A 23,842-nucleotide genomic window follows, 5' to 3' on the forward strand; every position below is an offset into this window, starting at 1 on the left:
AAGACGGATGGGCAATAAAACATCCGTCTTTTAATCATTTGACAACGATCAGATCGTCGCTTTTGTTTTTTGTTGAGCAAGCCCAAAACCATCATGAAGGACTTGAGCGGCTTTTTCCATATCTTTTTGATCTATGACTGTAGACACCTTAATCTCCGAAGTGCTGACCATTTTGACAGAGATATGGTTTTCAGCCAAAATGGCAAACATTTCAGCGGCAACTCCTGGGTTGGAAATCATTCCGGATCCTACAATAGATACTTTTGCCAGTCCTTCCTCATATGTAATAGAATCAAATCCAAGCTTTTCTTTATTTCGTTCCAATACATGGATGGTGTCATGCAAATCATCCGTTTTGATAGAGAACGACACACTGCCAGTTTGATCATGGATGCGGCTTTGAATAATAATATCGACGTTGATGCCATGATCCGCCAGAACGCCGAAAATGGAGGATAAGCTGTTGATTTCATCCTTTAAGCCTTCTACGGTAATTCTCGTAATGTCATCTTCAAATGCTACGCCTCTTACCACCAAATTCTGTTCCATCGATATTTCCTCCTCAATGATCGTTCCATTTTCCCTTTCCATGCTCGATCTTACAACAAGCGGGATGCTGTAATTTTTTGCAAATTCAACCGCGCGCGGATGCAAAACACCTGCTCCTAAATTGGCTAACTCCAACATTTCATCATAAGAAATGGAAGAAAGTTTTCTCGCCCCTTTGATATATCTTGGATCTGAGGTGAACACGCCAGTCACATCGGTATAAATGTCGCAGCGTTCCGCTTTCAACGCCGCCGCCAGCGCCACCGCCGTTGTATCCGATCCTCCTCGCCCGAGAGTCGTAATTTCACCGTCTTCTGTGACGCCTTGAAAACCGGCTACGACCACTATCTTTCCTTCTTCAAGCAAACTAGTCAGCTTTTTTGTTTCAATATTGAGTATACGCGCATTCCCGTGAAGTTTTTCCGTCTGAATGCCGGCTTGCCATCCAGTGAATGAAATGGCCTCAAACCCTTTTTTGATCAAAGCAGTTGTCAAAAGCGAAATCGTCACCTGTTCTCCAGTCGACAGCAACATATCCATTTCCCTTTTGGGAGGATGATCATCGATGGCCTTAGCGAGTTGGACAAGCTGGTCGGTCGTTTTCCCCATTGCGGAAACGACTACCACCACATCATTTCCTCTCTTTTTTTCTTCGATTACACGATTGGCCACATTGAAAATTCTGTCTATATCACCGACAGATGTTCCTCCAAATTTTTGAACAATGAGTCCCAACAAAGATCCCCTGCCTTTTCATTGATTCACTTCTAAAACGCAAACAGGCAATGAGAACCAAATCTCATTGCCTGTGAAGATGTAATAAGAAAATACATCAAGCGTGAGATAGCTCTCCAAGACGATACCATCTTGACAGTTCTGCATTTCTTAAACACAGAACCAGCAGAAAAAGGAATGAGCCTTTCACTGCTTCGGCGGCCGTCCCCTTTCCAAACTTTTCATGGAAGCTCATTCTTCTCCAAGCTTGTACTCTTGAACTCCGCGCCTCTATCATCACTTTTACGTATGAAAGTGATTTTATTTAATTTTAGGATATTATAGCATAATGGGATTTTTATGACAACGCGCTATTTCAACTTTTTCTTAATGTTGCGGGCGATCTTTTCGGGAATACCGATTTTCGTAAACTCTTCTAATTCTGCTTCTTTCATTCTTTTTAATGATCCGAAATGTTTTAGCAGAAGTTTTTTCCTTTTCGGTCCGACTCCCTCAATATCATCAAGTGCGGATCGAAAAGCTGTTTTTCCCCTCAGCTGCCGATGAAAGGTAATGGCAAAACGATGCACTTCATCCTGAATTCTTTGCAGCAAATAAAACTCTTGACTGTTCCGCTCTAATGGGACAATCTGCAGAGGATCGCCAAATAATAACTCTGATGTGCGGTGCTTTTCATCTTTAGCAAGCCCTGCAACCGGTATCGACAAATTGAGTTCATTTTCCAATACATCTTTTGCGGCTTCGACTTGCCCTTTTCCACCATCGATCAAAATTAAATCGGGAAGCGGCAATTGTTCCTTTAATACCCTTGTATATCGTCTTCGAACCACTTCTCGCATTGATTCATAATCGTCCGGACCTTGAACAGATTTAATCTTATATTTGCGATACTCCTTCTTTTCAGGTTTTCCATCGATAAAAACAACCATGGCGGAAACAGGATCCGTGCCTTGAATATTCGAATTATCAAATGCTTCAATTCGCAATGGGGTGGATATTCCCATCGCTGCCCCTAGTTTTTCAACAGCTTTGATCGTTCTTTCTTCGTCTCTTTCGATAAGCGAGAATTTTTCTTGAAGAGCGATCGCCGCATTTTTTACCGCCATCTTAACTAATTCTTTTTTTTGCCCTTTTTTCGGCTGAATCATTTTGACTTGAATCAGTTGTTCCGCCAACTCGATGTCCACGTTTTCAGGCAGCAAAATTTCTTTCGGTTTTATATGATGGGCTTTGGAATAAAATTGTCCGAGAAAGGTTAAAAATTCTTCCTCATCTTCATTGTAAATGGGGAACATCGAAACATCTCTTTCGATCAGCTTCCCCTGTCTGACGAAAAAGACTTGAACACACATCCAGCCTTTGTCAACGGCATAACCGAATACATCACGATCCGTAAAGTCGTTTGTTGTTATTTTTTGTTTTTCCATCGTCGCCTCGATATGGGCAATTTGATCCCGATATTCTTTTGCTCGTTCAAATTCGAGATTTTCCGCCGCTTCAGACATCTTTTTCATCAATTCATCTTTAATCTCTTGATAGCCGCCATTTAAGAAACGGGTAATTTCCTCCGTCATTTTTTTGTATGTTTCTTCTGGGACATGATTGACACAAGGAGCTAGACATTGGCCCAAATGATAATATAAGCAGACTCGATCGGGAAGAGTGGAACATTTTCGCAAAGGGTATAGCCTATCGAGCAGCTTTTTCGTATCATTCGCCGCTCCCACATTGGGATATGGTCCAAAATATTTGCCTTTATCTTTTTTTACCTTTCTTGTTGTAATCAGGCGAGGATGCCGTTCCGCCGTCAATTTTATATAAGGATAGCTTTTGTCATCCTTGAGCATGACATTATATTTCGGATCATGCTTCTTTATTAAATTCATTTCCAATATTAACGCTTCAATGTTAGAAGAGGTTACAATATATTCAAAGTCTTCAATCTCGTTGACCAGCCGCTGGGTTTTCCCGTCATGAGACCCGGTGAAATAAGAGCGCACCCGATTTTTCAACACTTTTGCTTTTCCGACGTAAATGATCGTTCCATGACGGTCTTTCATTAAATAGCAGCCAGGCTGGTCGGGAAGAAGAGCTAATTTATGCTTGATTATATCGTTCATGATCGCCACCTCCTGGACCACCTGGTGAACCAATCTCACTTTCATCTGTTTGTAGTGAGAGCTTCTTTAAAGACTCGTATATTTTAGCTGAACGATTGCCTATATACAAGAACCATTTTATGTTTTCCCATGTTCAAAAACGTTCATGTTCATACATTGGATCGCCGACACCATTTTCGTTTCTTCTGTATTGATTCGTTTCACCGTGAAAATGGGAGACTTCTCGCAAACGAATGGAGAAAACAATCACGCACCCGCTTTTTTCTTGCTTTGGCTGTTTTGGCATGCATACTCGGCGATTCACCCGCCATTCTTCTCATTTTAAGAAGGCTACCCTTTCCAAATGAAACGGGTCACCCTATTTCATTTGGAAAAAGTAAAACAGTCATTTTCAAGAAAACGGTTGTCATCGTCCTGTTGAGACACTCGTTAATATTCCTTTCATTGAAAAAAGTTAAGTCTTTTCCATTTCATAAAAAACCAAAATCATGCTGATCCAAAATAAAAAGGCAAGCCCTCAACTCAATAACATTGAGATGCTTACCTTCGATTTTACCGCATTCCTCGAAATGACGGAGAAGAATTATGAGTGCGGCAACATTCATTAAGCGTGTTTATTAATGAGTTCAGTTAACGCTTCTTTCGGTTGATATCCGATGACTTTATCCACTATTTCTCCATCTTTAAACAAGAATAAAGTCGGGATACTCATAACACCGAATTTTCTGGCCGTTTCTTGGTTTTCATCCACGTCCAGTTTCACGATCTTTAATTTATCATTCATTTCTGCATCAATTTCTTCCAAAACTGGAGCAATCATTTTACAAGGTCCGCACCACGGAGCCCAAAAATCAGCTAAAACAAGACCGCTGCTTGTTTCAGAATCAAATGTTTGATCAGTAGCTTTAACAATAGCCATTATTACCAATCCTCCTTATTTCCTTTCAGGTACTAGGGACAGTATACCATCCTTTAAATTGGAATGCTAATTTTTTGTTTGCAATTTGCATTTTCCCCGATCTACTTGAATTCTATTCTTTATCTCTATTACAAAAGCAGCGGACGAACGTTTTTAATCAAACATCCAATCAAAAAACGGCCTCGACAAATCCATGGCCGTTTTTTGATTGGATTACGAAGAAGCTATCTTTAATTTTTTGAATTCTTCTGTCAATATCGGCACTACTTGAAACAAGTCTCCAACGATTCCGTAGTCGGCTACGCTGAAAATATTTGCTTCCGGATCTTTATTAATGGCTACAATCACTTTTGAGTTGGACATCCCGGCCAAATGCTGAATGGCTCCCGATATGCCGCAAGCAATATAAAGATCAGGCGTAACCACTTTTCCCGTTTGTCCAATTTGCATAGAGTAGTCGCAATATCCCGCATCACACGCTCCTCGAGAAGCTCCCACCGCACCGCCAAGGACATCCGCCAGTTCTTTCAGCACTTTAAAGCCCTCTGCGCTTTTTACGCCGCGTCCCCCGGAAACAATCACTTTAGCTTCCGTTAAATCTACTCCTTCGCTCGCTTTCCGCACCACTTCTTTTACCACGGTGCGTATGTCTTTAATATCGGCTTGAACAGATGTGACTTCGCCGGTCCGGGATTCATCTTTTTCAAGAGGTATAATATTATTCGGGCGGACTGTAGCAAAAACGATTCCATCCGTGACTATTTTCTTTTCAAACGCTTTTCCCGAATATATCGGGCGAGTAAAGACGATGTTTCCCCCTGCAATTTCGACCGCCGTCGCGTCGGAAATCAGCCCTGTATTCAGTTTGCTGGCGATCTTAGGGGACAAATCTTTCCCCAGTGCCGTATGGCCAAAAACAATGCCATCTGGCTTTTCTGATTCGACCACTGCCAAAAAAGCTTGAGCATATCCATCTGGTGTATATTGTTTTAATTGTTCATTCTCAACCACAACCACTCGATCCGCTCCGTAATGGATGAGCTGTTCCCCTAAGTTTTTTATCGAATCACCTATGATGACGCCAACTACTTCTCCGCCTTCCGCTATTGTTTTACCCGCAGACAAAGCTTCAAACGAAATGTTTCTGAGTGCTCCTTCACGAACTTCTCCTAATACCAACACTTTTCGTGCCATATTCGACCCTCCTGTTTCTTGTTCCCTTTCCATTACACTACTTTTGCTTCCGTATGCAGCAATTGAACCAGCTCTTTTACTTGATCACTTAAATCGCCTTCCAATATTTTTCCTGTTTCTTTTTTTGGAGGCAGAAACACTTCAATCGTTTTCGTTTTTGGTTCAACATCCTCTTCTTCAAGATCCAAATCATCCAGTTCTAATTCATCAAGCGGCTTTTTCTTCGCTTTCATGATTCCGGGAAGCGACGGATAACGAGGTTCGTTTAATCCTTGCTGTGCCGTTACGAGCAACGGCAGGGAAGTTTCAATGACTTCCGAATCCCCTTCCACATCACGGATCAATTTTGCTTGCGTCCCCTTTATTTCAATCTCAGTGATCGTTGTCACATATGGAATGCCTAATAGTTCTGCTACACGCGGCCCCACTTGCCCGCTGCCGCCGTCTATCGCCACATTCCCCGCTAAAATCACATCCGCCTCTTTATCTTTTAAAAATTCAGCCAAAATTTTCGCCGTTGTAAATTGGTCCCCGTCTTCTAAATCGTCTTCAACATTGATTAAAACCGCTTTGTCAGCTCCCATCGCAAGAGCAGTGCGCAGTTGTTTTTCACTTTCTTCGCCTCCGACGGTTACAACAGTCACTTCTCCGCCGTGAGCATCACGGATTTGAATAGCTTCTTCAACGGCGTATTCATCATATGGATTGATGATGAATTCCGCACCCTCTTCATCAATGGATCCATTGGTAATCGTGATTTTTTCTTCCGTGTCAAACGTTCTTTTTAACAACACAAAGATGTTCATTCGTCTCCCTCCAATATCATAATATTCATCCTTTTAATAATGTTCGGATAATTAAATGGACAAAATGTCTACTCTCCTTTAAAAACAGGAGCTCGTTTTTCGATAAAAGCTTTTATCCCCTCTTGCCCATCTTTCGATTCAAAAACTTTGCCGAACCATTCAGCTTCTTTCTCCATCCCTTTTTGAAAATCGCCTTGCTTGGAATAATTTAATAGTTCAATAGCCGCTTTCAGTGAAAGCGGACTCTTCTTCGCAATTTTTGCTGCTAATTCCCGTGCCCGCGGTAGAAGTTCTTCCTCCTTGCAAACATCGTTGGCAAGCCCCCATTGAACCGCTTCACTTCCCGAAATCGGTTCACTTGTAAAAAGCATCTCGGCTGCCTTTCCGGTACCGACATAACGAGGCAGTCGCTGGGAGCCGGCAAAACCAGGGACTAACCCAAGGCTAAGCTCCGGTAAACCTAATTTGCTATTTTCCGTCACAAGGCGAATGTGGCAGCTCATGGCTAATTCCAAACCTCCGCCCAATGCCGCTCCATGAATAGCGGCAATTACAGGTTTGGAGAAATGTTCAATGCGATTAAACACTTGCTGCCCATGAGAAGCGAGAGAAGAAAATTTTTTGCCATCTTTGACAGTTGCAAATTCCTTAATATCCGCTCCCGCGGAAAAAAATCTCCCTTTTCCGTAAATAAGTACCACTCGGACATTCTGCTCGTTCTCCAATTCATCCAAGAGCAAATCCAATTCTGAAATGACCTCATTCGCTAAAGCGTTTGCAGGCGGGCGATCCAAAATCACTTCCGCCACATTTCCTTGTCGTTGCCATGAAAGATATTCCATTTCCTTACCATCCCCTTATACAACGGAAAATCATTTTTCTCCTAAAAACCCCTTTAATAACAGTTTGGCTACAGTTGGTGTGAGAGCCACAAGGTCATATTTTTGTTTGTTCATGACCCATGTTGTAGCGATTTCATCGATCGTCCCAAACAGCATTTGACGAGCTATGCGAGTATCAAGATCAGGAGCAAATTCCCCGCTTTCCACTCCTTCGTGAAGAATTTGCTCTATAAAATCTAAATATTCTTTCAACACATTATTGATGCGTCGGCGTAATTCTTGATTGGACTGCCTTAGTTCCAGCTGCGTTACTACTGCCAATTTCGGGTTTTGAGAAAGAATTCGAAAATGATTTTCTATCATCATGAATATTTTCTCTGCAGCCGTTTGTTTCCCTGCTATGACTTCTTTAATTTTTTCGATGAAATTCGCCATTTTTTCTTGAAACAATGAAATTAAAATGTCTTCTTTATTTTTAAAATACAAGTAAATGGTGCCGTCGGCTATTCCCGCCTGCTTGGCGATCTTTGAAACTTGTGTTTGATGATAACCGTTTTCGGCAATCGTAATCACGGCCGCGTCAATGATTTGATGGTATTTCGGTTTGTTTCTTCTCAAGACAATCCCCTTTCAAACTACACATCATCATTTATGAATGATCATTCATTCATAAATGAATCTTATCTTTTTTCTCCCATACTGTCAATAGAAAGGTTCATCATTATTTTTTCTTATTCAGCTTTCTTTTTCGTTTTTGCCTAAATTTTCTTTTTCTTCTTCTGTAAGAGCACGCCGCAATATTTTTCCCATTGCGGTTTTCGGCAATTCTTCCCGAAACTCGTAAATTCGTGGTACTTTGTAGGCTGCCAAACGTTTTCTGACAAAAGCATCCAACTCTTTTTCCGTTGCAACCGCGCCTTTTTTCAGTACAACATAGGCCTTGACAGTTTCCCCACGGTAAGGATCCGGAACCCCGGCTACGACAGCTTCCTGAACCGCTTCATGTTCGTACAGAACTTCTTCCACCTCGCGAGGATAAATATTATAGCCTCCTGCAATAATGATATCTTTCTTGCGGTCGACGATGTAAAAAAATCCTTCTTCGTCCATGTAACCGATATCCCCTGTCAAAAGCCAGCCGTTTCGCAAAACGGCCGCTGTCTCCTCGGGACGATTCCAGTACCCTTTCATCACTTGCGGCCCCTTTACAGCCAACTCGCCAATTTCATGAGGGGGAAGCGGATCTCCGGTTTCCAGCGATAAAATAGCTGCATCTGTATCCGGCCAAGGGAGCCCTATGCTTCCTTCCGCCTTTCTGCCCCACAGTAAATTGGCATGGGTAACAGGAGAAGATTCGCTTAATCCGTAACCTTCCACTAATTTTCCGCCTGTCACTTCTTCAAATTTTTTCTGGACTTCTAACGGCAATGGAGCCGATCCGCTAATACAGCATTTAATGGAGGAAAGATCATATTTGCTGATATCAGGATGGTTGAGCAAACCAATGTACATCGTTGGCGCACCGGGAAACAAAGTGGGACGTTCTTTTTCAATCGTCTTTAGTGTCGTTTTGACATTAAATTTCGGCAATATAATCATTTTATAAGCTTGCATAACGGATAAAATCATGACAGCCGTCATTCCATAAACATGGAAAAATGGGAGCAGCGCCAATACCGATTCTTCCCCTTTGCGGCACTTGTACAGCCAAGCGTCAATCATGGAAGCGTTTGCAACAAGGTTTTTATGAGTCAGCATGACCCCTTTTGGGAATCCCGTTGTTCCCCCCGTGTACTGCAAAAGAGCAAGATCTTCTTCAAAATCGAAATCTTCATCGATTTCATTCGCCGTTTCGTTTTTCAAAACCACATCAAATAAATGAATATTCCCTCTATGATGCACTTTTACCAATATTCCTGTTTGTTTTTTTTGCATTTGAGAATAGATAGTATTTTTAGGAAAGGGTAAATAATCTTTGATAGCTGTGACAATGACATGTTCAATGTCCGTCTTGTCCATGATCTTCGCCACTCGAGGGTAAAGAACATCCAGCGTAAAAATCACTTTTGCACCTGAATCCTCCATTTGGTATGCCAATTCTCTTTCCATATAGAGCGGATTTGTCTGTACGACGACGCCACCAGCGTATAGTACACCGAAGTATCCGATCACGCTTTGGGGACAATTAGGAAGCATGATCGCCACTCTGTCTCCTTTTTGCACGCCAATTTTGCGCAAATATCCCGCTAACTTTAAAGCAGATTCATACACTTCTAGAAAGGTCATTTTCTTCCCCATAAACTGGATGGCCGTGTTCTCGGCATATTCTTCGGCTGCTCGAGTTAAATAGGATTGAATCGGAATAGGCTCATATGAAAGTGTAGCAGGAATTTCCTCCGGATAATGTTTAAGCCATGGTTTATCCGTCATCGAACTCCCCCTTCGATATTTTTTGGAAAATTTAAAATATTATATACGAATTATACAATATATTTATCCTATTTACAATCAAAGAAAAAAGATCGAACCTCCCTCCAAAATCGAAAGAGGTTCGACCTTTTTAAGCAAAAAAGACTAAATATATGATTCCAAGAATAAAAAATGCTCCGCAGCAAACAAGCAGCACTTTGGCCAATTTTTCCATTGTTTCATCTCCCCAATACGTTGTGGAGCTTGTTTAAAGAGAAGGAAAAAGGTGAAGACTTGCCAATATGGATTTTACTTCAGTTCAACCACTGTGACGCCGCTGCCGCCTTCCCCCGCTTCTCCGAGACGGATGCTTTTCACTGATCGATGACGCTTCAACAGCTCTTGTACTCCTTTTCTTAAAGCCCCTGTTCCTTTCCCGTGAATAATGGAAACACGCGGATATCCGGCCAATACGGCATCGTCAATGTATTTTTCTACTTTTATCAAAGCATCTTCATAGCGTTCCCCGCGCAAATCCAGTTCTAAGCCCACATGATAATCTTTTCCCTTTACGGTAGCCAACGGTTTCGGATCGACCTTTTTTTGCAAAGGAATGTATTCAAGATCCGATTCATTGACATTCATTTTTAAAATGCCGACTTGAACGAGCCATTCGTTCCCGTCGACTTTTTCGAGTATCGTTCCTTTTTGACCGAAGGACAACACTTTTACTTCATCTCCCGGCATAAAGGAACGGCTCCTTTTCGCTTTTGGTTGCGGTGTTTTTTTGTCTATCTCCGGCATGGCATCAGACAACCGCTTTCTCGCTTCGATCAATTCATGCTCTTTTACTTCTGCATTCTTTTCCAAGCGCAGTTTTCTTAAATGGCGAATGATTTCTTCCGCTTCTTCTTTCGCCTTTTCGACAATTTTGGAGGCTTCTCTTTCAGCGCGGCTGTACATTTCTTCTTTTTTCTCATAAAACTCTTGCATCTGGTTTTGCAAATCTTTTAAAAGCTTTTCAGCCGATTTTAAATAATCTCTTGCCTCTTGTTCTTCTTTTTCGGCCAATTTTCTGCTTCTCTCTAAAGAAGCAATCATATTTTCTACTTCGTTTGTATCGTCACCCGTATATTGTCTTGCCCGTTCAATGATCTTATGATTTAATCCTAAACGCTCGGAAATTTCAAAAGCGTTGCTGCGTCCGGGAACGCCGATGAGCAAACGATAAGTTGGGCTTAATGTTTCCACATTAAACTCAACACTGGCATTGATGACTCCGTCTCGGTTGTATCCATAGGCTTTCAATTCAGGATAGTGGGTGGTTGCCACTACCCTGGCCCCTACTTCAAGCACTTCATCCAGGATCGAAATGGCCAGAGCCGCTCCTTCCTGCGGATCAGTTCCTGCCCCGAGTTCATCAAACAGAACCAAGCTCTCCCCCGTCACTTCCTTTAAAATATCTACAATATTCACCATATGGGAAGAAAACGTACTTAAGCTCTGTTCAATGGATTGTTCATCCCCGATATCGGCAAATACGGAATGAAAAACGGCCATTTCCGAACCTTCCTGAGCCGGTATTTGCAGACCAGATTGTGCCATTAACGTTAAAAGACCGATGGTTTTCAGCGTAACGGTTTTTCCTCCGGTATTCGGTCCGGTAATGACGATCGCTGTATAATCTTTCCCCAGTTCAATATCGTTGGGTACGGCTTCCTCTATCGGCAGCAAGGGATGACGCGCTTGATGAATCCTTATATATCCTTCTCGATTCATCAACGGTTTAGAAGCTTTCATGCTCTTGGCCAATTTCGCTTTGGCAAAAATAAAATCCAAATCACCCATCACTTGAACAATGACCAGCAGTTCATCGGCATTTTCCTGTACTTTCGCCGACAACTCTCTTAAAATTTTTTCGATTTCTTCCTGTTCTTTCAGCTTCAATTGCTTTAATTGGTTATTTAATTGAACAATCGATTCCGGTTCAATAAAGAGAGTTTGTCCTGAAGATGACTGATCATGGACAATCCCGCCATAGTGGTGGCGATATTCTTGTTTCACCGGGATGACGTAGCGATCATTCCGAATCGTAACGATGGCATCCGAAAGCATTTTCTGCGCATTTTTGGATCGAATCATGCTTTCCAGACGTTCGCGAATTCTTCCTTCATGAATCCTGATTTGACTACGGACCTCTCTTAATGTCGAACTGGCAGAATCCAAAATCTCTCCGTTTTCATCAACAGCGCGTTTAATGTCATGCTCCAACTCCGTCAACACAGGAATCTGTTCTGTTTGTTCTGACAAAATAGGTAACTGTTCCCCGTTCTCAACCAGTTCGGCGATAAACTTTTTCATCATTCGTCCTGAGTATATCGTTCCAGCAATTTGAATCAACTCTTCGCCATTGAGCAATCCCCCGATTTTGGCTCTTTGCACGTGTGGACGGATATTATGCAGCCCATCTAGAGGAGCATGTCCTGCTACTCGTAAAACGGTTGCCGCTTCATCCGTTTCCTCCTGCCAGTGAACCACTTCAGAAAAATCAGCAGAAGGAAAGAGAGCGTCGATTTTTTCAATTCCCAATGAAGAAGAGGCGTGCTGTTCCAATTGTTGCTTAATTTTATCAAATTCTAACGTTGCCAATACTTTCTTATTCAATGAGCAATCTCTCCCATCAAGCATCATTCGATTTGTATAAGGCTATGCTGAAAAAGGTTGATGGATCTCATACCATAAGTATTCTCCAAAATGAACCATCCAAATGACAATATTAAGGGATCTGTAAAAAGCGTTTCATCTGTTTTGCATCCAATGTATTCAATATATTTTCCCGTTTGATCCAGCCCTTTCTTGCCGCTTTCACTCCGATTTCCATAAACCGCAATTGGTCAACGGCATGGGCATCCGTGTTGATAAAAAATTTCACACCTGCTTCTTGAGCTTTTCGCAAATGATCCGCAGATAAATCCAAACGGTGCGGATTGGCATTCAATTCTAAAGCCGTATTCGTTTCTTTCGCCCATTCAATCAATAAATCGATGTCGACATCATATCCTTGTCTTCTGCCAATCAGTCGGCCAGTCGGATGAGCAATTAATCGGACATACGGATTTTCCAAAGCCGTCCGCAGCCTTTTCATAATAGTAGAACGGGATTGGGAAAAATGCGAATGAATGGATGCAATGACGAAATCCAGCTGCGATAATAATTCATCGTCGAAATCTAGCGTTCCATCCGGTAAAATATCCATTTCAATACCGGAAAAAACTTCAATATCCGTATATTTTTCGTTTAATTTTTTGATTTCTTCTATTTGTCTCTTGAGCCGATCAGGCGTTAAACCGTTTGCCACTTTTAAATATTGGGAATGGTCGGTAATGGCCATATATTGATACCCTTTCTTTCTGCACGCTTCCACCATATCCTCCAAGGAATAAGCCCCGTCCGACCACGTAGTGTGCATATGCATATCGCCTTTCAAATCTTCCATTCTCACTAGATCCAAGCTTTCACGATAATGGTCGACTTCGGTTCCGTCCTCTCGAATTTCAGGAGGAATCCAAGGCAAGCCAAAATGGCGGTAGAAGTCCTCTTCTGTAGAAAAGGTCACAGTTTCTCCTGTTTCCTTGTTTTCGATGCCATATTCGCTAATTCGTTCTCCTCGTTGTTTGGCAAGCTGTCTCATCCGAACGTTGTGATCTTTTGAACCTGTAAAGTGATGAAGCGCCGTGGCAAATTGTTCCGGTTCCACAATTCGGAAATCAACCGAAACACCATATGAATCCTCAAGCACAACCGACACTTTCGTTTTTCCGGCTGCTGTTACTTCTTTGATTCCCGGAAGATGGATCAGTGCATCCGCAACCTTTTGTGGATCAGCCGCAGCGATGATAAAATCCAAATCTTTCACCATTTCCCGTAACCTGCGAATGCTTCCGGCACGGGAAAATTGTAGGATTCCATCGATGTTTGCAAGGTTCTTCTCGATTTGTTCGCACAGTTCAAGCATATGCCAGATGGGTAGTCGTTCCGGTCGATCGCCAACTTGCTTTATGGCCGCTAAAATTTTTTCTTCCGTTTTTTTCCCGAATCCAGGAAGATTTTGCACCTCCCCTTTTTCACAAGCGGTCTTTAGTTCCTCCGCATTCGTAATCCCAAGCTCTTGATAAAGTTTGGAAATTTTTTTGCCTCCAAGACCCGGAATCTGCAAAAGAGGAATTAAACCTTTCGGCACTTCCTGCTGCAATTGTTCCAAAACAGAGGAGGTTCCCGTTTCTATAAATTCCTCGATGACACTGGAAGTAGCCTTTCCAATGCCGGGGATTGATGTAAAGTCTTTTATCTCATTTAAACCGCGTTCATCTTTTTCAAGGGCGGCCGCGGCCTTTCGAAAAGCGGACACTTTAAAGGAATTTTCCCCTTTCAGCTCCATATAGATCGCAATATTTTCCAGAAGCCGAACAACGCTTTTTTTATTGTTGATCATCCATTCTCACCCGCAATTTGGAAAAAATCGATAAATATTTCATCTATCGGCTGTACATATCATGCCATTATGTCTATTGAAAACTTGGTATTCTTCCTATATACTATCAGAAACACAGGAAATGAAAAACTTCTCCTATTCAGAGAAGTTTTTACAACGTTGTTGGGTTGAATGCAATCAGCTGTTTCACATAGTCCGAAACAATCGGCGTATGGTTGATCATCGCTCCGGCAATGACAGATTGCTGCAGCTGAGCTTGAATACTGTCAACCGGGAGGAATGTGCCTAGAACGATGAGCACAAGCAAAACAACATATATTTCTAAAAAACCGAGGATTCCCCCGCCGATCATGTTGAACTGACGAATAACGGGCAGATTGGCCACAATGCTGAGCATGGAAGCTAAAAAGGAAAGAGCGATTTTGACAGCAACAAAAATAATCACAAAGGCAATGGCTCCATAAAATAATTTATCCACGTTGACAGCATGGGCAAAAAAGAGAAGGCCGCTGCTGCCGTTTCCATCCAATGAAGGAGCAGGAAATAATCCGGAAAGCCTTGCTGCGACAGCATCATGCGCAGCATAAGCCGCGATTAGAGCGAGAATCGAACTGGTCATATGGAAAAGCTGGCTAATCAACCCGCGTTTTAAGCCGATCACAATACCGCTGATGAGAAAAAAAGCCAGAAGCAAATCAAGCATTGTCATCACCCTTTAACTTATTGAATTCTTCTTTCAAACGGAGATATTCTTCTTGGAGTTTTACATAATCATGTATGGCATTAACGGCTGTTAAAACCGCTAATTTACTAGTGTCAAGGGAAGGATTCTTGGAGTTGATTTCGCGCATTTTTTCATCGACCAGCTCTGCGACATGCCGAATATGACTGGCTGATTCCTCGCCAACAATGACGTACTGCTGTCCATATATGTCAACGGTAATTCGGTTTTTTTTCCTTTCAGACAATGTAGAATGCCTCCATTCTAAAAGAATCCTAACCTTTATATTAACATCAACATTCATCATTTGAAAAGAAAAAGGAGAATTATGTTGTCGAATATAGTACTGAAAGTATCTCATTCTGTTCTTTCGTCCATGAAAACACACTATGCAGACGATTTAACCGCAAAACTGCCGACAGGTGCTGTTTTTTGCGCTAAACGAAATGGATGCACAATCACCGCTTACAAAAGCGGAAAAGTCCTTTTTCAAGGAAACAGCGCCGAGCAAGAATCCAAAAAGTGGGAACAAGACTCCCTTCCATCTGAAAAAAAATCATCCATGAGCAAAAGTTCTGTCTTGCCTTCCGGTTTTTCATCGCTTTCCGTTATCGGCAGTGATGAAGTCGGTACAGGGGACTATTTTGGCCCGATCACTGTTGTTGCGGCCTTTGTCCGAAAAGATAAGATCCTTGATCTTAAACATTTAGGTGTGCAAGATTCGAAACAGCTCAGCGATCAGCGTATTATCGATATCGCAAAACAATTGGTCCACACCATTCCATACAGTTTATTGGTGTTGCATAACGAAAAATATAATGAGCTTCAGAAAAACGGAATGTCCCAAGGCAAAATGAAAGCTCTTCTTCACAATCGCGCCCTTTTAAATGTATTGCACAAAATTTCTCCTGAAAAACCAGACGCCATACTGGTCGATCAATTTGCGGAAGAGCCTCTTTACTTCCGATATTTAGAAAAAGAAAAAGAAATTTGCAAGGAAAACGTCTATTTTCAAACGAAAGGTGAAAACGTCCATATTGCTGTGGCTGCCGCTTCCATTCTCGCCCGCTTTGCATTTTTAAGAGAAATAGAAAAATTATCAAAGGAAGCTGGCTTCACCCTTCCAAAAGGCGCCGGTTCCATCGTCGATGAAGCAGCCGCTCGACTCATCGCCGAAAAAGGCGAAGAAAGCTTAAATTATTTTGCCAAAAGGCATTTTGCAAATACGGAAAAGGCTTTGCGGTTGATAAAATAAGCGAAACTTCTGTCATCGATAAGAGAATATCCGCTAATAGAAGTTCGCTTTTTTATTTTTCAGGCTGTTGTTTTTCTCGGCGGTGAAATCTTAACTCCTCCGCTTTCAATGCATGATTTTACGCTAACAAGAGAAAATCCTTCCTTAATCGAGTAGGAGGGAGCGATTAACTCCCGTCCTCTCACACCACCGTACGTACGGTTCCGTATACGGCGGTTCAATTAAGATAATTGACGCAAGTCTTTATAACTTCCGTGAATAGCTGTTCTCTTTATGCCAGTGGTCACTCCACCCTCCAAGAGGTCTCCCACGGGATTCACCGCTTCCTCCCTCAAGTGAGGTACTACGTTTTCTGTGTTCATCATGACTCACTGAATACCAAGGGCTATTCTCTCTTAATTGTTCGGTCCTTCTTAGTTGTTCTAGACCAACTAATACTATGACCTCTGCTGACTTCTGACGGTTCAGCTACTTATCACTAAGTAGGTTATGAAGAGTACTTCACATATCCGCCAGACCTCCCCGGGTAAGTACATGCACTTTCACACCATCTATCCGCCTCATTTACTCGATATGACCTTCGACAGAAAGAGCTTTGTTTTGTTATGCAAACTCACTCAATCATACCTAGCCTTATATGAGGTTCGTGTTCCTCGGACCGGTGTTTTGCCTCCAGCTTCCTTCAGATTCCGCGTCACCACGGACACCCTTGCTCTTGGCTAACCTCTACTTCTGTCTTCGGGGTTCGGGACTTACACCCTATAGTTCATGTACATGCCGGGCGCACATAAAAGCAGACTCAACATCCAAAGAAACGGTGATGTTGAGTCTGTTTTCATGTAATGATCCTTTTAACTTCTTAATTCTGCTCCTGTTTTTTCTTTTACGGCAGCAAGCACCTTTTCATGGACATTCATGACTTCTTCATCTGTTAACGTTTTATCCGGATCATAGTATTTAAGAGAAAAAGCAATCGACTTCTTGCCTGGTTGTAAATGTTCCCCTTCATATAAGTCAAAAATGCGGACTTCCTTCAGCAGTTTTCCACCTGCTTGCCAAATGATTTGTTGCAATTTTCCAGCTTCCGTGTCTTTGTCCACCACTAAGGCAATATCGCGTGTAATCGAAGGGAAGCGAGGGATCGGATCGTATTGCAGTTCCAGCGCTTGTTCATTTAACAAGATGCTCGCTTTTAATTCAAAAACATAGGTTTCTTTTAAGTCTAATTGTTTTTGCTTTTGAGGATGCACTTGACCAATAAAACCTAGTCTTTTGCCATTTAAAAAGATTTCAGCAGTCCGTCCCGGATGCATATCAGGGAGTTCTGCTTTTTTCCATTCAACGGCATCGCCAAGGCCAAGTTTTGCGAACAGCCCTTCTAATATTCCTTTTAAAACAAAAAAGTCTGCCAGTTTTTGTTCTCCTTGCCACTCGTTCGCTTCCCACACACCGGTAATGGCTCCGGCAATATGTTCATCTTCCTGCGGCAGTTCTTGGCCGATTTGTTTCAGAAAAACCGACCCGATCTCATATAACCCGATTGAATCATTTTGGCGAGCGACATTATAGGATACTGCTTCCAACAAATGAGGAACCAAGCTTTGGCGAAGAAGACTTCTTTCCTCGCTCATAGGCATGGCGATTTCGACCGGTTCCGTTTTATCCAGTACAAATTGATGAACCATATCCCGACTGGTCAAAGAATAAGTGATGGCCTGATACAGCCCCGCTCCTTCCAGAAACTTGCGCACGACGCGACGCTTCTGTTGATAAGGGGTTAAACCTCCCGGAGAGGCAGCTCCTACCGGCAACGTTTTTGGCAATTCGTCATATCCATATAAACGAGCTACTTCTTCGATCAAATCTTCTTCAATCGTAATGTCCCCTCTTCGAGTCGGAACGGTGACAGTGAACAAGTCGTCGCTAGTTTCGACAGTGAAACGGAGTCTCCGGAAAATATCGACAACATCTTGACTCGAAAGATTGGTGCCCAAAACGCGGTTGATTTTGGAAAGCGATATCGTTATTTTTTTCGGTTCTGCCTCTAAATCTCCGGCGACAACCGTTTCTCGCAGCACTTCCGCACCAGCATATTTTTCCAGAAGTTCAACAGCTCTTTCCGCCGCAGCTTTGACCCTGTTTGGATCGACACCTTTTTCGTAGCGGGCGCTCGCTTCACTGCGCAAGCTGTGATCCTTAGATGCCTTTCGAATAGTTGTTCCGTTGAAGTAAGCAGATTCGATTAAGACGGTTGTCGTATCCTGCTGAACTTCGGAATTGGCTCCCCCCATCACTCCAGCCAATGCTACGGGTTTGGAACCGTTCGTGATCACGAGATGTTCCGGCGTCAAAGTACGTTTTACATCATCTAATGTCACGATTTCTTCTCCATCATAAGCGCGTCTTACCAGAATTTCTTTAGAACCAAGGCGATCGTAGTCAAACGCATGGAGAGGCTGTCCGTATTCCAGCATGATATAGTTCGTAATATCTACCACATTGTTGTGTGGACGAATACCAGCTGCCATAAGCCGTGCCTGCATCCATAATGGAGAAGGGCCTATTTTTACGTTTTTAACCACTTTGGCGACATAGAACGGATTATCTTCTTTTGCTTCCACTGTCACTTTTATGTAATCACTGGCTTTTTCTGTACTTTCATGGTAAACGGGATGAGGCAGTTTCACATCACGATCCAAAATGGCCGCCACTTCGTAAGCGACACCGAGCATGCTTAAGCAGTCGGAGCGGTTCGGCGTTAATCCTAGTTCGATGATACAATCGTCCAAGTTCAACGCTGTGATCGCATCCGCCCCCACTTCAGCATCATCCGGAAACACAAAGATCCCTTCGGCAAATTCTTTTGGCACCAATTTTCCTTCAATACCGAGTTCTTGTAGAGAACAAATCATGCCGTTCGATTCTTCGCCGCGCAGTTTGGCCTTTTTAATTTTTATGCCTCCCGGAAGGCGAGCACCTGGTTTGGCTACTGCCACTTTTTGGCCTGCAGCTACATTCGGTGCACCGCAAATAATTTGAACCGGTTCTCCTTCACCGATATCTACCAAACATTTGTTCAATTTGTCGGCAGCCGGGTGTTTTTCGCATTTTAATACATGGCCGATCACTACATTTTTAATATGTTCTCCCGGTATTTCCACGCTTTCTACCTCAATGCCGGATCGGGTTATTTTTTCCGCCAGATCCTTCGCGGAAATTCCCGAAAGATCCACGTAATCTTGAAGCCATTTCAGTGAAACCAACATATTCAGAATACCTCCTTTTCTCAATGAACCATGTTGCCTTTTTACAGGCAATCGTTATCCGTTTATGTACAAGTGCTTTTAAAGCAACAGCACCTTGCGTTAAGATTCGTGGATGGAAAATTGTTTTAAAAAGCGAATATCGTTCGTATAGAAATGACGAATATCATCTATTCCGTATTTAAGCATAGCAATTCTTTCCGGACCCATTCCGAAAGCAAAGCCCGTATATTTTTTCGAATCGAAACCGGCCATTTCCAACACATTCGGGTGAACCATACCGGCTCCTAATATTTCAATCCATCCAGTGCCTTTACATACGCTGCATCCTTTGCCATGGCAAATTTTACAGGAAATATCCATTTCCACCGAAGGTTCGGTAAACGGGAAAAAGCTCGGACGCAAACGAATTTCCCGATCCTCGCCGAAAAACCGTTTAGCAAACACTTCAAGCGTTCCTTTTAAATCACTCATGCGTATGTTTTCATCGACCACAAGACCTTCAATTTGAGTAAATTGATGAGAATGAGTCGCATCGTCGTTATCGCGGCGGTAAACTTTTCCTGGACAAATAATTTTAACCGGGCCTTTTCCTTTGTGTTTTTCCATTGTCCGTGCTTGAATAGGGGAAGTATGCGTGCGAAGCAAAATTTCCTCCGTTATATAAAACGAATCCTGCATATCGCGGGCTGGGTGATCCTTCGGCAAATTAAGCGCTTCAAAGTTATAGTAGTCTGTTTCCACTTCTTGTCCTTCCGCTACTTGATACCCCATGCTGATAAACAAATCTTCTATTTCTTCTATTATTTTGGTCAATGGATGGGCATTGCCGTTTTTGACAGGACGTCCCGGCAATGTAACATCGATCGCTTCTTCTTTTAATTGCTTTTCTATGGCCGCTTCTTCCAGCTGTTTTTGCTTTTTCTCGATTTGCTCGGCAATTTCAGCCCTCACTTGGTTGGCCAAAGCCCCGATTTTTGGACGTTCTTCTGCAGACAGCTTCCCCATTCCACGCAAAACCTCTGTAATGGGGCCTTTTTTACCTAAATAGCTGACACGAATGTCATTTAATTCTTTTAAGTCTTGAGCACTTGCCACTTTTGACAACGCTTCTTGAGCCAATTCTTTTAACTTCTGCTCCACTGTCATGCTCCTCCTTTTACATTATTTTTCCAAACGAAAACCTCGCCCCAAAGGAAAGGGACGAGGTTGGATCGCGGTACCACCCTTTTTAGCATGCCGAACCGTTCGCGGCATACTCTCTTCATACAAATAACGGCTATTGAACCGGGGCGTCTTTACATTTCCTCGGAAATGGTCCAAACGCCGACTCGAGAGGTGAACTTCGTTTGCTCTTCACATAAAAATGCTTTCAGTCACGGCATTTTCTCCCTGAATGGAAGGAAGCAAACTACTTTTCTCTGTCATTGTCTTTAACCCTATTTAAATTTGATTGGTTTCTTCTGAATGAAGTCCTTTAAAAGGATTCGTCTCTCAAAAAAGCGTTATTTTCTCTCCGCCCATTTAAGCTAAGTTCGTATTATAGGTATCATTATAGCAATTTCATTGGCAATTTCAAACCCCTTTTGTCGAATCCTGAAAGTGATACAGCAAAATGCCGGCTGCAACTGCTACGTTTAGCGATTCACTTTTCCCGTAAATCGGTACATATACATTGTGATCGGTTAATGATAATAACTCTTGCGAAACGCCGCTGCCTTCGTTGCCGACCAATACAGCAAATCCTTTAGAAGGCTGGATATCCCGATAATTTTCTGCATTTTGCAAAGTCGTCCCATAAACAGATACACCCTTTTTTTGAATCAAGCTGATCGCTTCTTCTAAAGGTGACTGTACGATGTCGACATGAAAATGGCTTCCTTGGGCAGCTCTTAATACCTTCGGATTATAGGGATCGGCGCTTCCTTTTCCTAGTACGACCGCATCGATTCCCGCTGCGTCCGCTGTCCGTATCATCGTCCCGATATTTCCGGGATCTTGAACACGGTCAATCAGCAAAAAGGTCGTACCTTGTTCAAGAGCGTTTTTTGAATCCCGTTTTTTGCAAACGGCAAAAATCCCTTGCGTCGTTTCCGTCTCAGCCAGAGATTTCGCCACTTCTGCTGTCACAATCGTGATCGGAATACCGTCCATATTCCATTTTGCAGGCAAAACAATGTTTTCCTCCATAATGATTTCTTCTATCTCATTTTTATAGGAAAGTGCCTCTTCAACTAAATGGAATCCTTCCATCATATATCGCCCGGTTTTATCTCGTTCTTTTCTCGTCGCCAGCTTCCTCCACTGCTTGACTTGTGGATTTTTAACGGATTGGATCACTTTCACTTTTTTCTCACCTTTCGACCATAGAATTCAATTACATCATTATAGCATAATGTCCGCGACGCCGCGCATTGATCCACGATCAGGAGTCAGTCAAGACTTTGTGGGAATTTTTTTGGTTCGCTGAAAATAGATGTAAGTCATAGGTTAGCGAACCATTTTTTTGAATTTCATCCGTAAGCGCTTTCGGACTCTCATCCCTTGCCATGACAGACGAATATGTATACCTTTTTTTACCATCCCTTGAATTCAGACAGGGCATGATAGATCGGAGTCCCGGACGATTGCTGTAAATATGGCACGTTATTCCGCGTTACCTCTGGAAGAAGACGGCGGATGCGTTGTTTCGCCTTGTTCACGATCGTCTGTTTGGTAGATGCCGTTTCCTCCGCCGGATGCGACGATTCTTCTCCTAAACGATGTCCGAAAAGACGAATCCCATCCATCCGGGCAATCATTGCCTTGAAAAACGCCCTGAGTCCCTTGTCTGTCCAACTGCGGCGGTATTTCACCCGATACGCCAGCTGGCTCATCACGCTTTCAGCCCTCCCCATCGGATACATGCCCGTTGTGTCCACTCCTTGCTCCTTCAGCCATTCCCGGTAATCACGGATGCATCCCGGCATCGATTCGATCCGGTGGATCAAGGCAGCCAGCTGTTGTTCTTTCGCTTCGTCCCCCAGCGTGCCGAGGGCGCTGTTCAGTTCCACAAGCAGCTTCTCTTCATCCTGCTTCGCCAGCTTTTGCCGAATCGCCTGCCACCGTGGATGGCCCGAGAGGCATTGGCGCAACTCACGCGCCACGTGGAATCGATCCAATTGGAAGCAGACCCGTCCTTTGAAATACTCCCGGCACGCGGTAATCCATGGAGCGCCGTCCCCGTTGATGACAAGAAGATCCCGACACGGATCATAGGCATATTCGTTCATCAAAAATTCCTCGAAGCCTTCCCACACCTCCCCCTTGCCTTCATGGACGTAATGGCGCTGATTCACGAATTCGATCCGTGAGCCGTTACGCTTCCATCCTTCGTGAACGGTCAGGATTTTGTCTTCCTTGGCCCGTTTTCCCTTCCCTTGGAGAGAGACAAACAGTCCATCGGCCTCCACAAACAGCACCCGTCCATATCGCTGGTCAACCGGGCAGTGCAGCGGAACTTCAGCCTCGAGCACCAACTGGCGGATCGTCTCATGGCTCATCACCGGATACCCGACCATCTGGGCAAGCGTATGAGCCGCTTTGCGATAGGAAGAGCACTCCACAGCCAATCCCATCGCCGTTTCTTCTAGACAAGGGCTGATTGACTGCGATCCATCAAACGCTAAAAAGGAATCAAGCAAAAACGTGTAACGGTTTTGTTCTCGGTCTAAATAGTAGTTTCGCTCAAAGGTAACTTCGCCAAACAAGGTTTGAATCGTGGTGCGTCGTTTGTCTTTCAAGTGGTACCGGCGCTTGTCCCGGGTTTCCGCCAATTGTCGGTCGATGTCCTCCAACAGAGCCGTAAACAGCTCGGTGAAGGCGTTTTGCAAGGCTCGAAACAAATCAAGTTCGATCTCTTTCCATGTCAACGAATTTGTGGTAAGATGTTGTTGAATATTCATGGGACTCTCTCCTCCTGTTTGATGGTGTGAACAATGATCATCTTACCAGGGAGAGAGTCCTTTTTTCATGTTTCCTGCTTGGGATCCTACCGCGCTTTGCTTGGTGGCCCCGATGAGGGGGATTGCGAACCTACGTTCCCAACCCCCTCATCGGGGAATTCTAAGAATTTCTCCCACAAACATTTTACTCACACCACGATCAGCTAGATATGATTTTTGCCAATCAACCGCTTTGAAAAGAGAGGACTCCCTTCTTTTCCTATAATCAAATGAAAAGGAACTTACCTTTCAAATGGGCTTTTGGCAGAATGATTTATTTTTCTTACATAGCCTAAGCAATGAAGGGGAAAATAGACATGAAAGTATGTGAAAGGAGAGGAAATGCATGAATTTGGATTTGCGAAAGGCCATCCTTCATAATGTTTCCGGCAATACGCCTGATCAGTTGGAAGATACCATCGTGGATGCCATTCAAAGCGGAGAGGAAAAAATGCTCCCCGGACTCGGTGTACTATTTGAAGTCATTTGGAAAAACGCCAGTGAAAAAGAAAAGCAGATGATGCTCGATACTTTATCCGCGGGACTAAAATAAA

At 43.2% G+C, this 23,842-nt stretch carries 19 protein-coding genes, 1 riboswitch and 1 other annotated feature; of the genes, 2 read left to right on the forward strand and 17 right to left on the reverse strand.

The genetic code is table 11. The features are described from left to right. Window positions 1-48: 48 nt before the first annotated feature. The 13 genes from NST81_RS12955 to zapA form a co-directional block, all read right to left on the reverse strand. Window positions 49-1,284 carry an aspartate kinase gene (locus tag NST81_RS12955; protein WP_048623792.1) on the reverse strand — a complete coding sequence of 412 codons (1,236 nt, stop codon included), beginning with the start codon at window positions 1,282-1,284 and terminating at the stop codon, window positions 49-51. Between the two features lie 101 nt (window positions 1,285-1,385). Continuing rightward, window positions 1,386-1,565, reverse strand: a riboswitch (Lysine riboswitch). A 69-nt stretch (window positions 1,566-1,634) separates the two neighbouring features. Further along, complete coding sequence (uvrC, locus tag NST81_RS12960; RefSeq protein ID WP_048623793.1) at window positions 1,635-3,404, reverse strand: excinuclease ABC subunit UvrC; 1,770 nt, start codon at window positions 3,402-3,404, stop codon at window positions 1,635-1,637. Window positions 3,405-3,537: 133 nt separating this feature from the next. After that, window positions 3,538-3,708, reverse strand: a complete 171-nt coding sequence (locus NST81_RS12965) for a hypothetical protein (protein WP_156179253.1) — start codon at window positions 3,706-3,708, stop codon at window positions 3,538-3,540. Window positions 3,709-4,008: 300 nt separating this feature from the next. Continuing rightward, on the reverse strand, window positions 4,009-4,323 hold the full coding sequence (gene trxA / locus NST81_RS12970; protein WP_003355576.1) for a thioredoxin: 315 nt from the start codon (window positions 4,321-4,323) through the stop codon (window positions 4,009-4,011). A gap of 213 nt (window positions 4,324-4,536) precedes the next feature. After that, complete coding sequence (locus NST81_RS12975) at window positions 4,537-5,517, reverse strand: electron transfer flavoprotein subunit alpha/FixB family protein (protein WP_048623794.1); 981 nt, start codon at window positions 5,515-5,517, stop codon at window positions 4,537-4,539. 32 nt (window positions 5,518-5,549) lie between these two features. Then, the gene (locus tag NST81_RS12980; protein ID WP_048623795.1) at window positions 5,550-6,323 is read right to left on the reverse strand and encodes an electron transfer flavoprotein subunit beta/FixA family protein; all 774 of its coding nucleotides are present in this window, start codon (window positions 6,321-6,323) and stop codon (window positions 5,550-5,552) included. Between the two features lie 68 nt (window positions 6,324-6,391). Beyond that, window positions 6,392-7,165 carry an enoyl-CoA hydratase gene (locus NST81_RS12985; protein WP_003355580.1) on the reverse strand — a complete coding sequence of 258 codons (774 nt, stop codon included), beginning with the start codon at window positions 7,163-7,165 and terminating at the stop codon, window positions 6,392-6,394. A gap of 30 nt (window positions 7,166-7,195) precedes the next feature. Next, on the reverse strand, window positions 7,196-7,783 hold the full coding sequence (locus NST81_RS12990) for a TetR/AcrR family transcriptional regulator (protein ID WP_328203637.1): 588 nt from the start codon (window positions 7,781-7,783) through the stop codon (window positions 7,196-7,198). Window positions 7,784-7,900: 117 nt separating this feature from the next. Continuing rightward, window positions 7,901-9,595, reverse strand: coding sequence for a long-chain-fatty-acid--CoA ligase (locus tag NST81_RS12995; RefSeq protein WP_048623797.1), 1,695 nt, complete (start codon window positions 9,593-9,595; stop codon window positions 7,901-7,903). A 288-nt stretch (window positions 9,596-9,883) separates the two neighbouring features. After that, a complete protein-coding gene (locus NST81_RS13000) occupies window positions 9,884-12,238 on the reverse strand; it encodes an endonuclease MutS2 (RefSeq protein ID WP_341030051.1) in 2,355 nt (784 codons plus the stop codon). Between the two features lie 112 nt (window positions 12,239-12,350). Continuing rightward, on the reverse strand, window positions 12,351-14,066 hold the full coding sequence (gene polX, locus NST81_RS13005; protein ID WP_341030052.1) for a DNA polymerase/3'-5' exonuclease PolX: 1,716 nt from the start codon (window positions 14,064-14,066) through the stop codon (window positions 12,351-12,353). 151 nt (window positions 14,067-14,217) lie between these two features. Continuing rightward, window positions 14,218-14,769, reverse strand: a complete 552-nt coding sequence (locus NST81_RS13010; protein WP_341030053.1) for a CvpA family protein — start codon at window positions 14,767-14,769, stop codon at window positions 14,218-14,220. Beyond that, a complete protein-coding gene (zapA, locus tag NST81_RS13015) occupies window positions 14,762-15,034 on the reverse strand; it encodes a cell division protein ZapA (protein WP_048623800.1) in 273 nt (90 codons plus the stop codon). The genes NST81_RS13010 and zapA overlap by 8 nt, the downstream gene beginning before the upstream one ends. Before the next feature lie 84 nt (window positions 15,035-15,118). Here zapA and rnhC point away from each other — a divergent pair, with 84 nt between their 5' ends. Continuing rightward, window positions 15,119-16,042: a ribonuclease HIII gene (gene rnhC, locus NST81_RS13020; RefSeq protein WP_341030054.1), complete on the forward strand. Its 924-nt coding sequence runs from the start codon at window positions 15,119-15,121 to the stop codon at window positions 16,040-16,042. A gap of 851 nt (window positions 16,043-16,893) precedes the next feature. Here rnhC and pheT read toward each other — a convergent pair. The 4 genes from pheT to NST81_RS13040 form a co-directional block, all read right to left on the reverse strand. Beyond that, complete coding sequence (gene pheT, locus NST81_RS13025; RefSeq protein ID WP_341030055.1) at window positions 16,894-19,308, reverse strand: phenylalanine--tRNA ligase subunit beta; 2,415 nt, start codon at window positions 19,306-19,308, stop codon at window positions 16,894-16,896. A 99-nt stretch (window positions 19,309-19,407) separates the two neighbouring features. Further along, the gene (gene pheS / locus NST81_RS13030) at window positions 19,408-20,448 is read right to left on the reverse strand and encodes a phenylalanine--tRNA ligase subunit alpha (protein WP_003355591.1); all 1,041 of its coding nucleotides are present in this window, start codon (window positions 20,446-20,448) and stop codon (window positions 19,408-19,410) included. Window positions 20,449-20,501: 53 nt separating this feature from the next. Next, window positions 20,502-20,742 (reverse strand) — a binding site (T-box leader). Between the two features lie 138 nt (window positions 20,743-20,880). Further along, the gene (locus NST81_RS13035) at window positions 20,881-21,651 is read right to left on the reverse strand and encodes a TrmH family RNA methyltransferase (protein ID WP_341030056.1); all 771 of its coding nucleotides are present in this window, start codon (window positions 21,649-21,651) and stop codon (window positions 20,881-20,883) included. A 230-nt stretch (window positions 21,652-21,881) separates the two neighbouring features. Further along, window positions 21,882-23,249 (reverse strand): ISLre2 family transposase, encoded by a 1,368-nt coding sequence (locus NST81_RS13040; protein WP_003355652.1) that lies wholly within the window; start codon window positions 23,247-23,249, stop codon window positions 21,882-21,884. A 385-nt stretch (window positions 23,250-23,634) separates the two neighbouring features. On the opposite strand from NST81_RS13040, the gene sspI reads away from it, so the two are divergent. Continuing rightward, window positions 23,635-23,841 (forward strand): small acid-soluble spore protein SspI, encoded by a 207-nt coding sequence (sspI, locus tag NST81_RS13045; RefSeq protein WP_048623804.1) that lies wholly within the window; start codon window positions 23,635-23,637, stop codon window positions 23,839-23,841. The last annotated feature ends 1 nt before the right edge of the window (window position 23,842 follow it).

The sequence above is a fragment of the Bacillus sp. FSL W8-0223 genome, assembly GCF_038006805.1.
Classification (GTDB): Bacteria; Bacillota; Bacilli; order Bacillales; family DSM-4216; genus Bacillus_O; species Bacillus_O smithii.

Bases quoted from the DNA above. Each gene is read 5' to 3' on its own strand.
- NST81_RS12980 (WP_048623795.1), bottom strand. From the start codon at position 6,323: ATGAACATCTTTGTGTTGTTAAAAAGAACGTTTGACACGGAAGAAAAA.
- uvrC (WP_048623793.1), bottom strand. From the start codon at position 3,404: ATGAACGATATAATCAAGCATAAATTAGCTCTTCTTCCCGACCAGCCT.
- NST81_RS12995 (WP_048623797.1), bottom strand. From the start codon at position 9,595: ATGACGGATAAACCATGGCTTAAACATTATCCGGAGGAAATTCCTGCT.
- pheT (WP_341030055.1), bottom strand. From the start codon at position 19,308: ATGTTGGTTTCACTGAAATGGCTTCAAGATTACGTGGATCTTTCGGGA.
- NST81_RS13010 (WP_341030053.1), bottom strand. From the start codon at position 14,769: ATGCTTGATTTGCTTCTGGCTTTTTTTCTCATCAGCGGTATTGTGATC.
- sspI (WP_048623804.1), top strand. From the start codon at position 23,635: ATGAATTTGGATTTGCGAAAGGCCATCCTTCATAATGTTTCCGGCAAT.
- NST81_RS12985 (WP_003355580.1), bottom strand. From the start codon at position 7,165: ATGGAATATCTTTCATGGCAACGACAAGGAAATGTGGCGGAAGTGATT.
- trxA (WP_003355576.1), bottom strand. From the start codon at position 4,323: ATGGCTATTGTTAAAGCTACTGATCAAACATTTGATTCTGAAACAAGC.
- NST81_RS13040 (WP_003355652.1), bottom strand. From the start codon at position 23,249: ATGAATATTCAACAACATCTTACCACAAATTCGTTGACATGGAAAGAG.
- polX (WP_341030052.1), bottom strand. From the start codon at position 14,066: ATGATCAACAATAAAAAAAGCGTTGTTCGGCTTCTGGAAAATATTGCG.
- NST81_RS12975 (WP_048623794.1), bottom strand. From the start codon at position 5,517: ATGGCACGAAAAGTGTTGGTATTAGGAGAAGTTCGTGAAGGAGCACTC.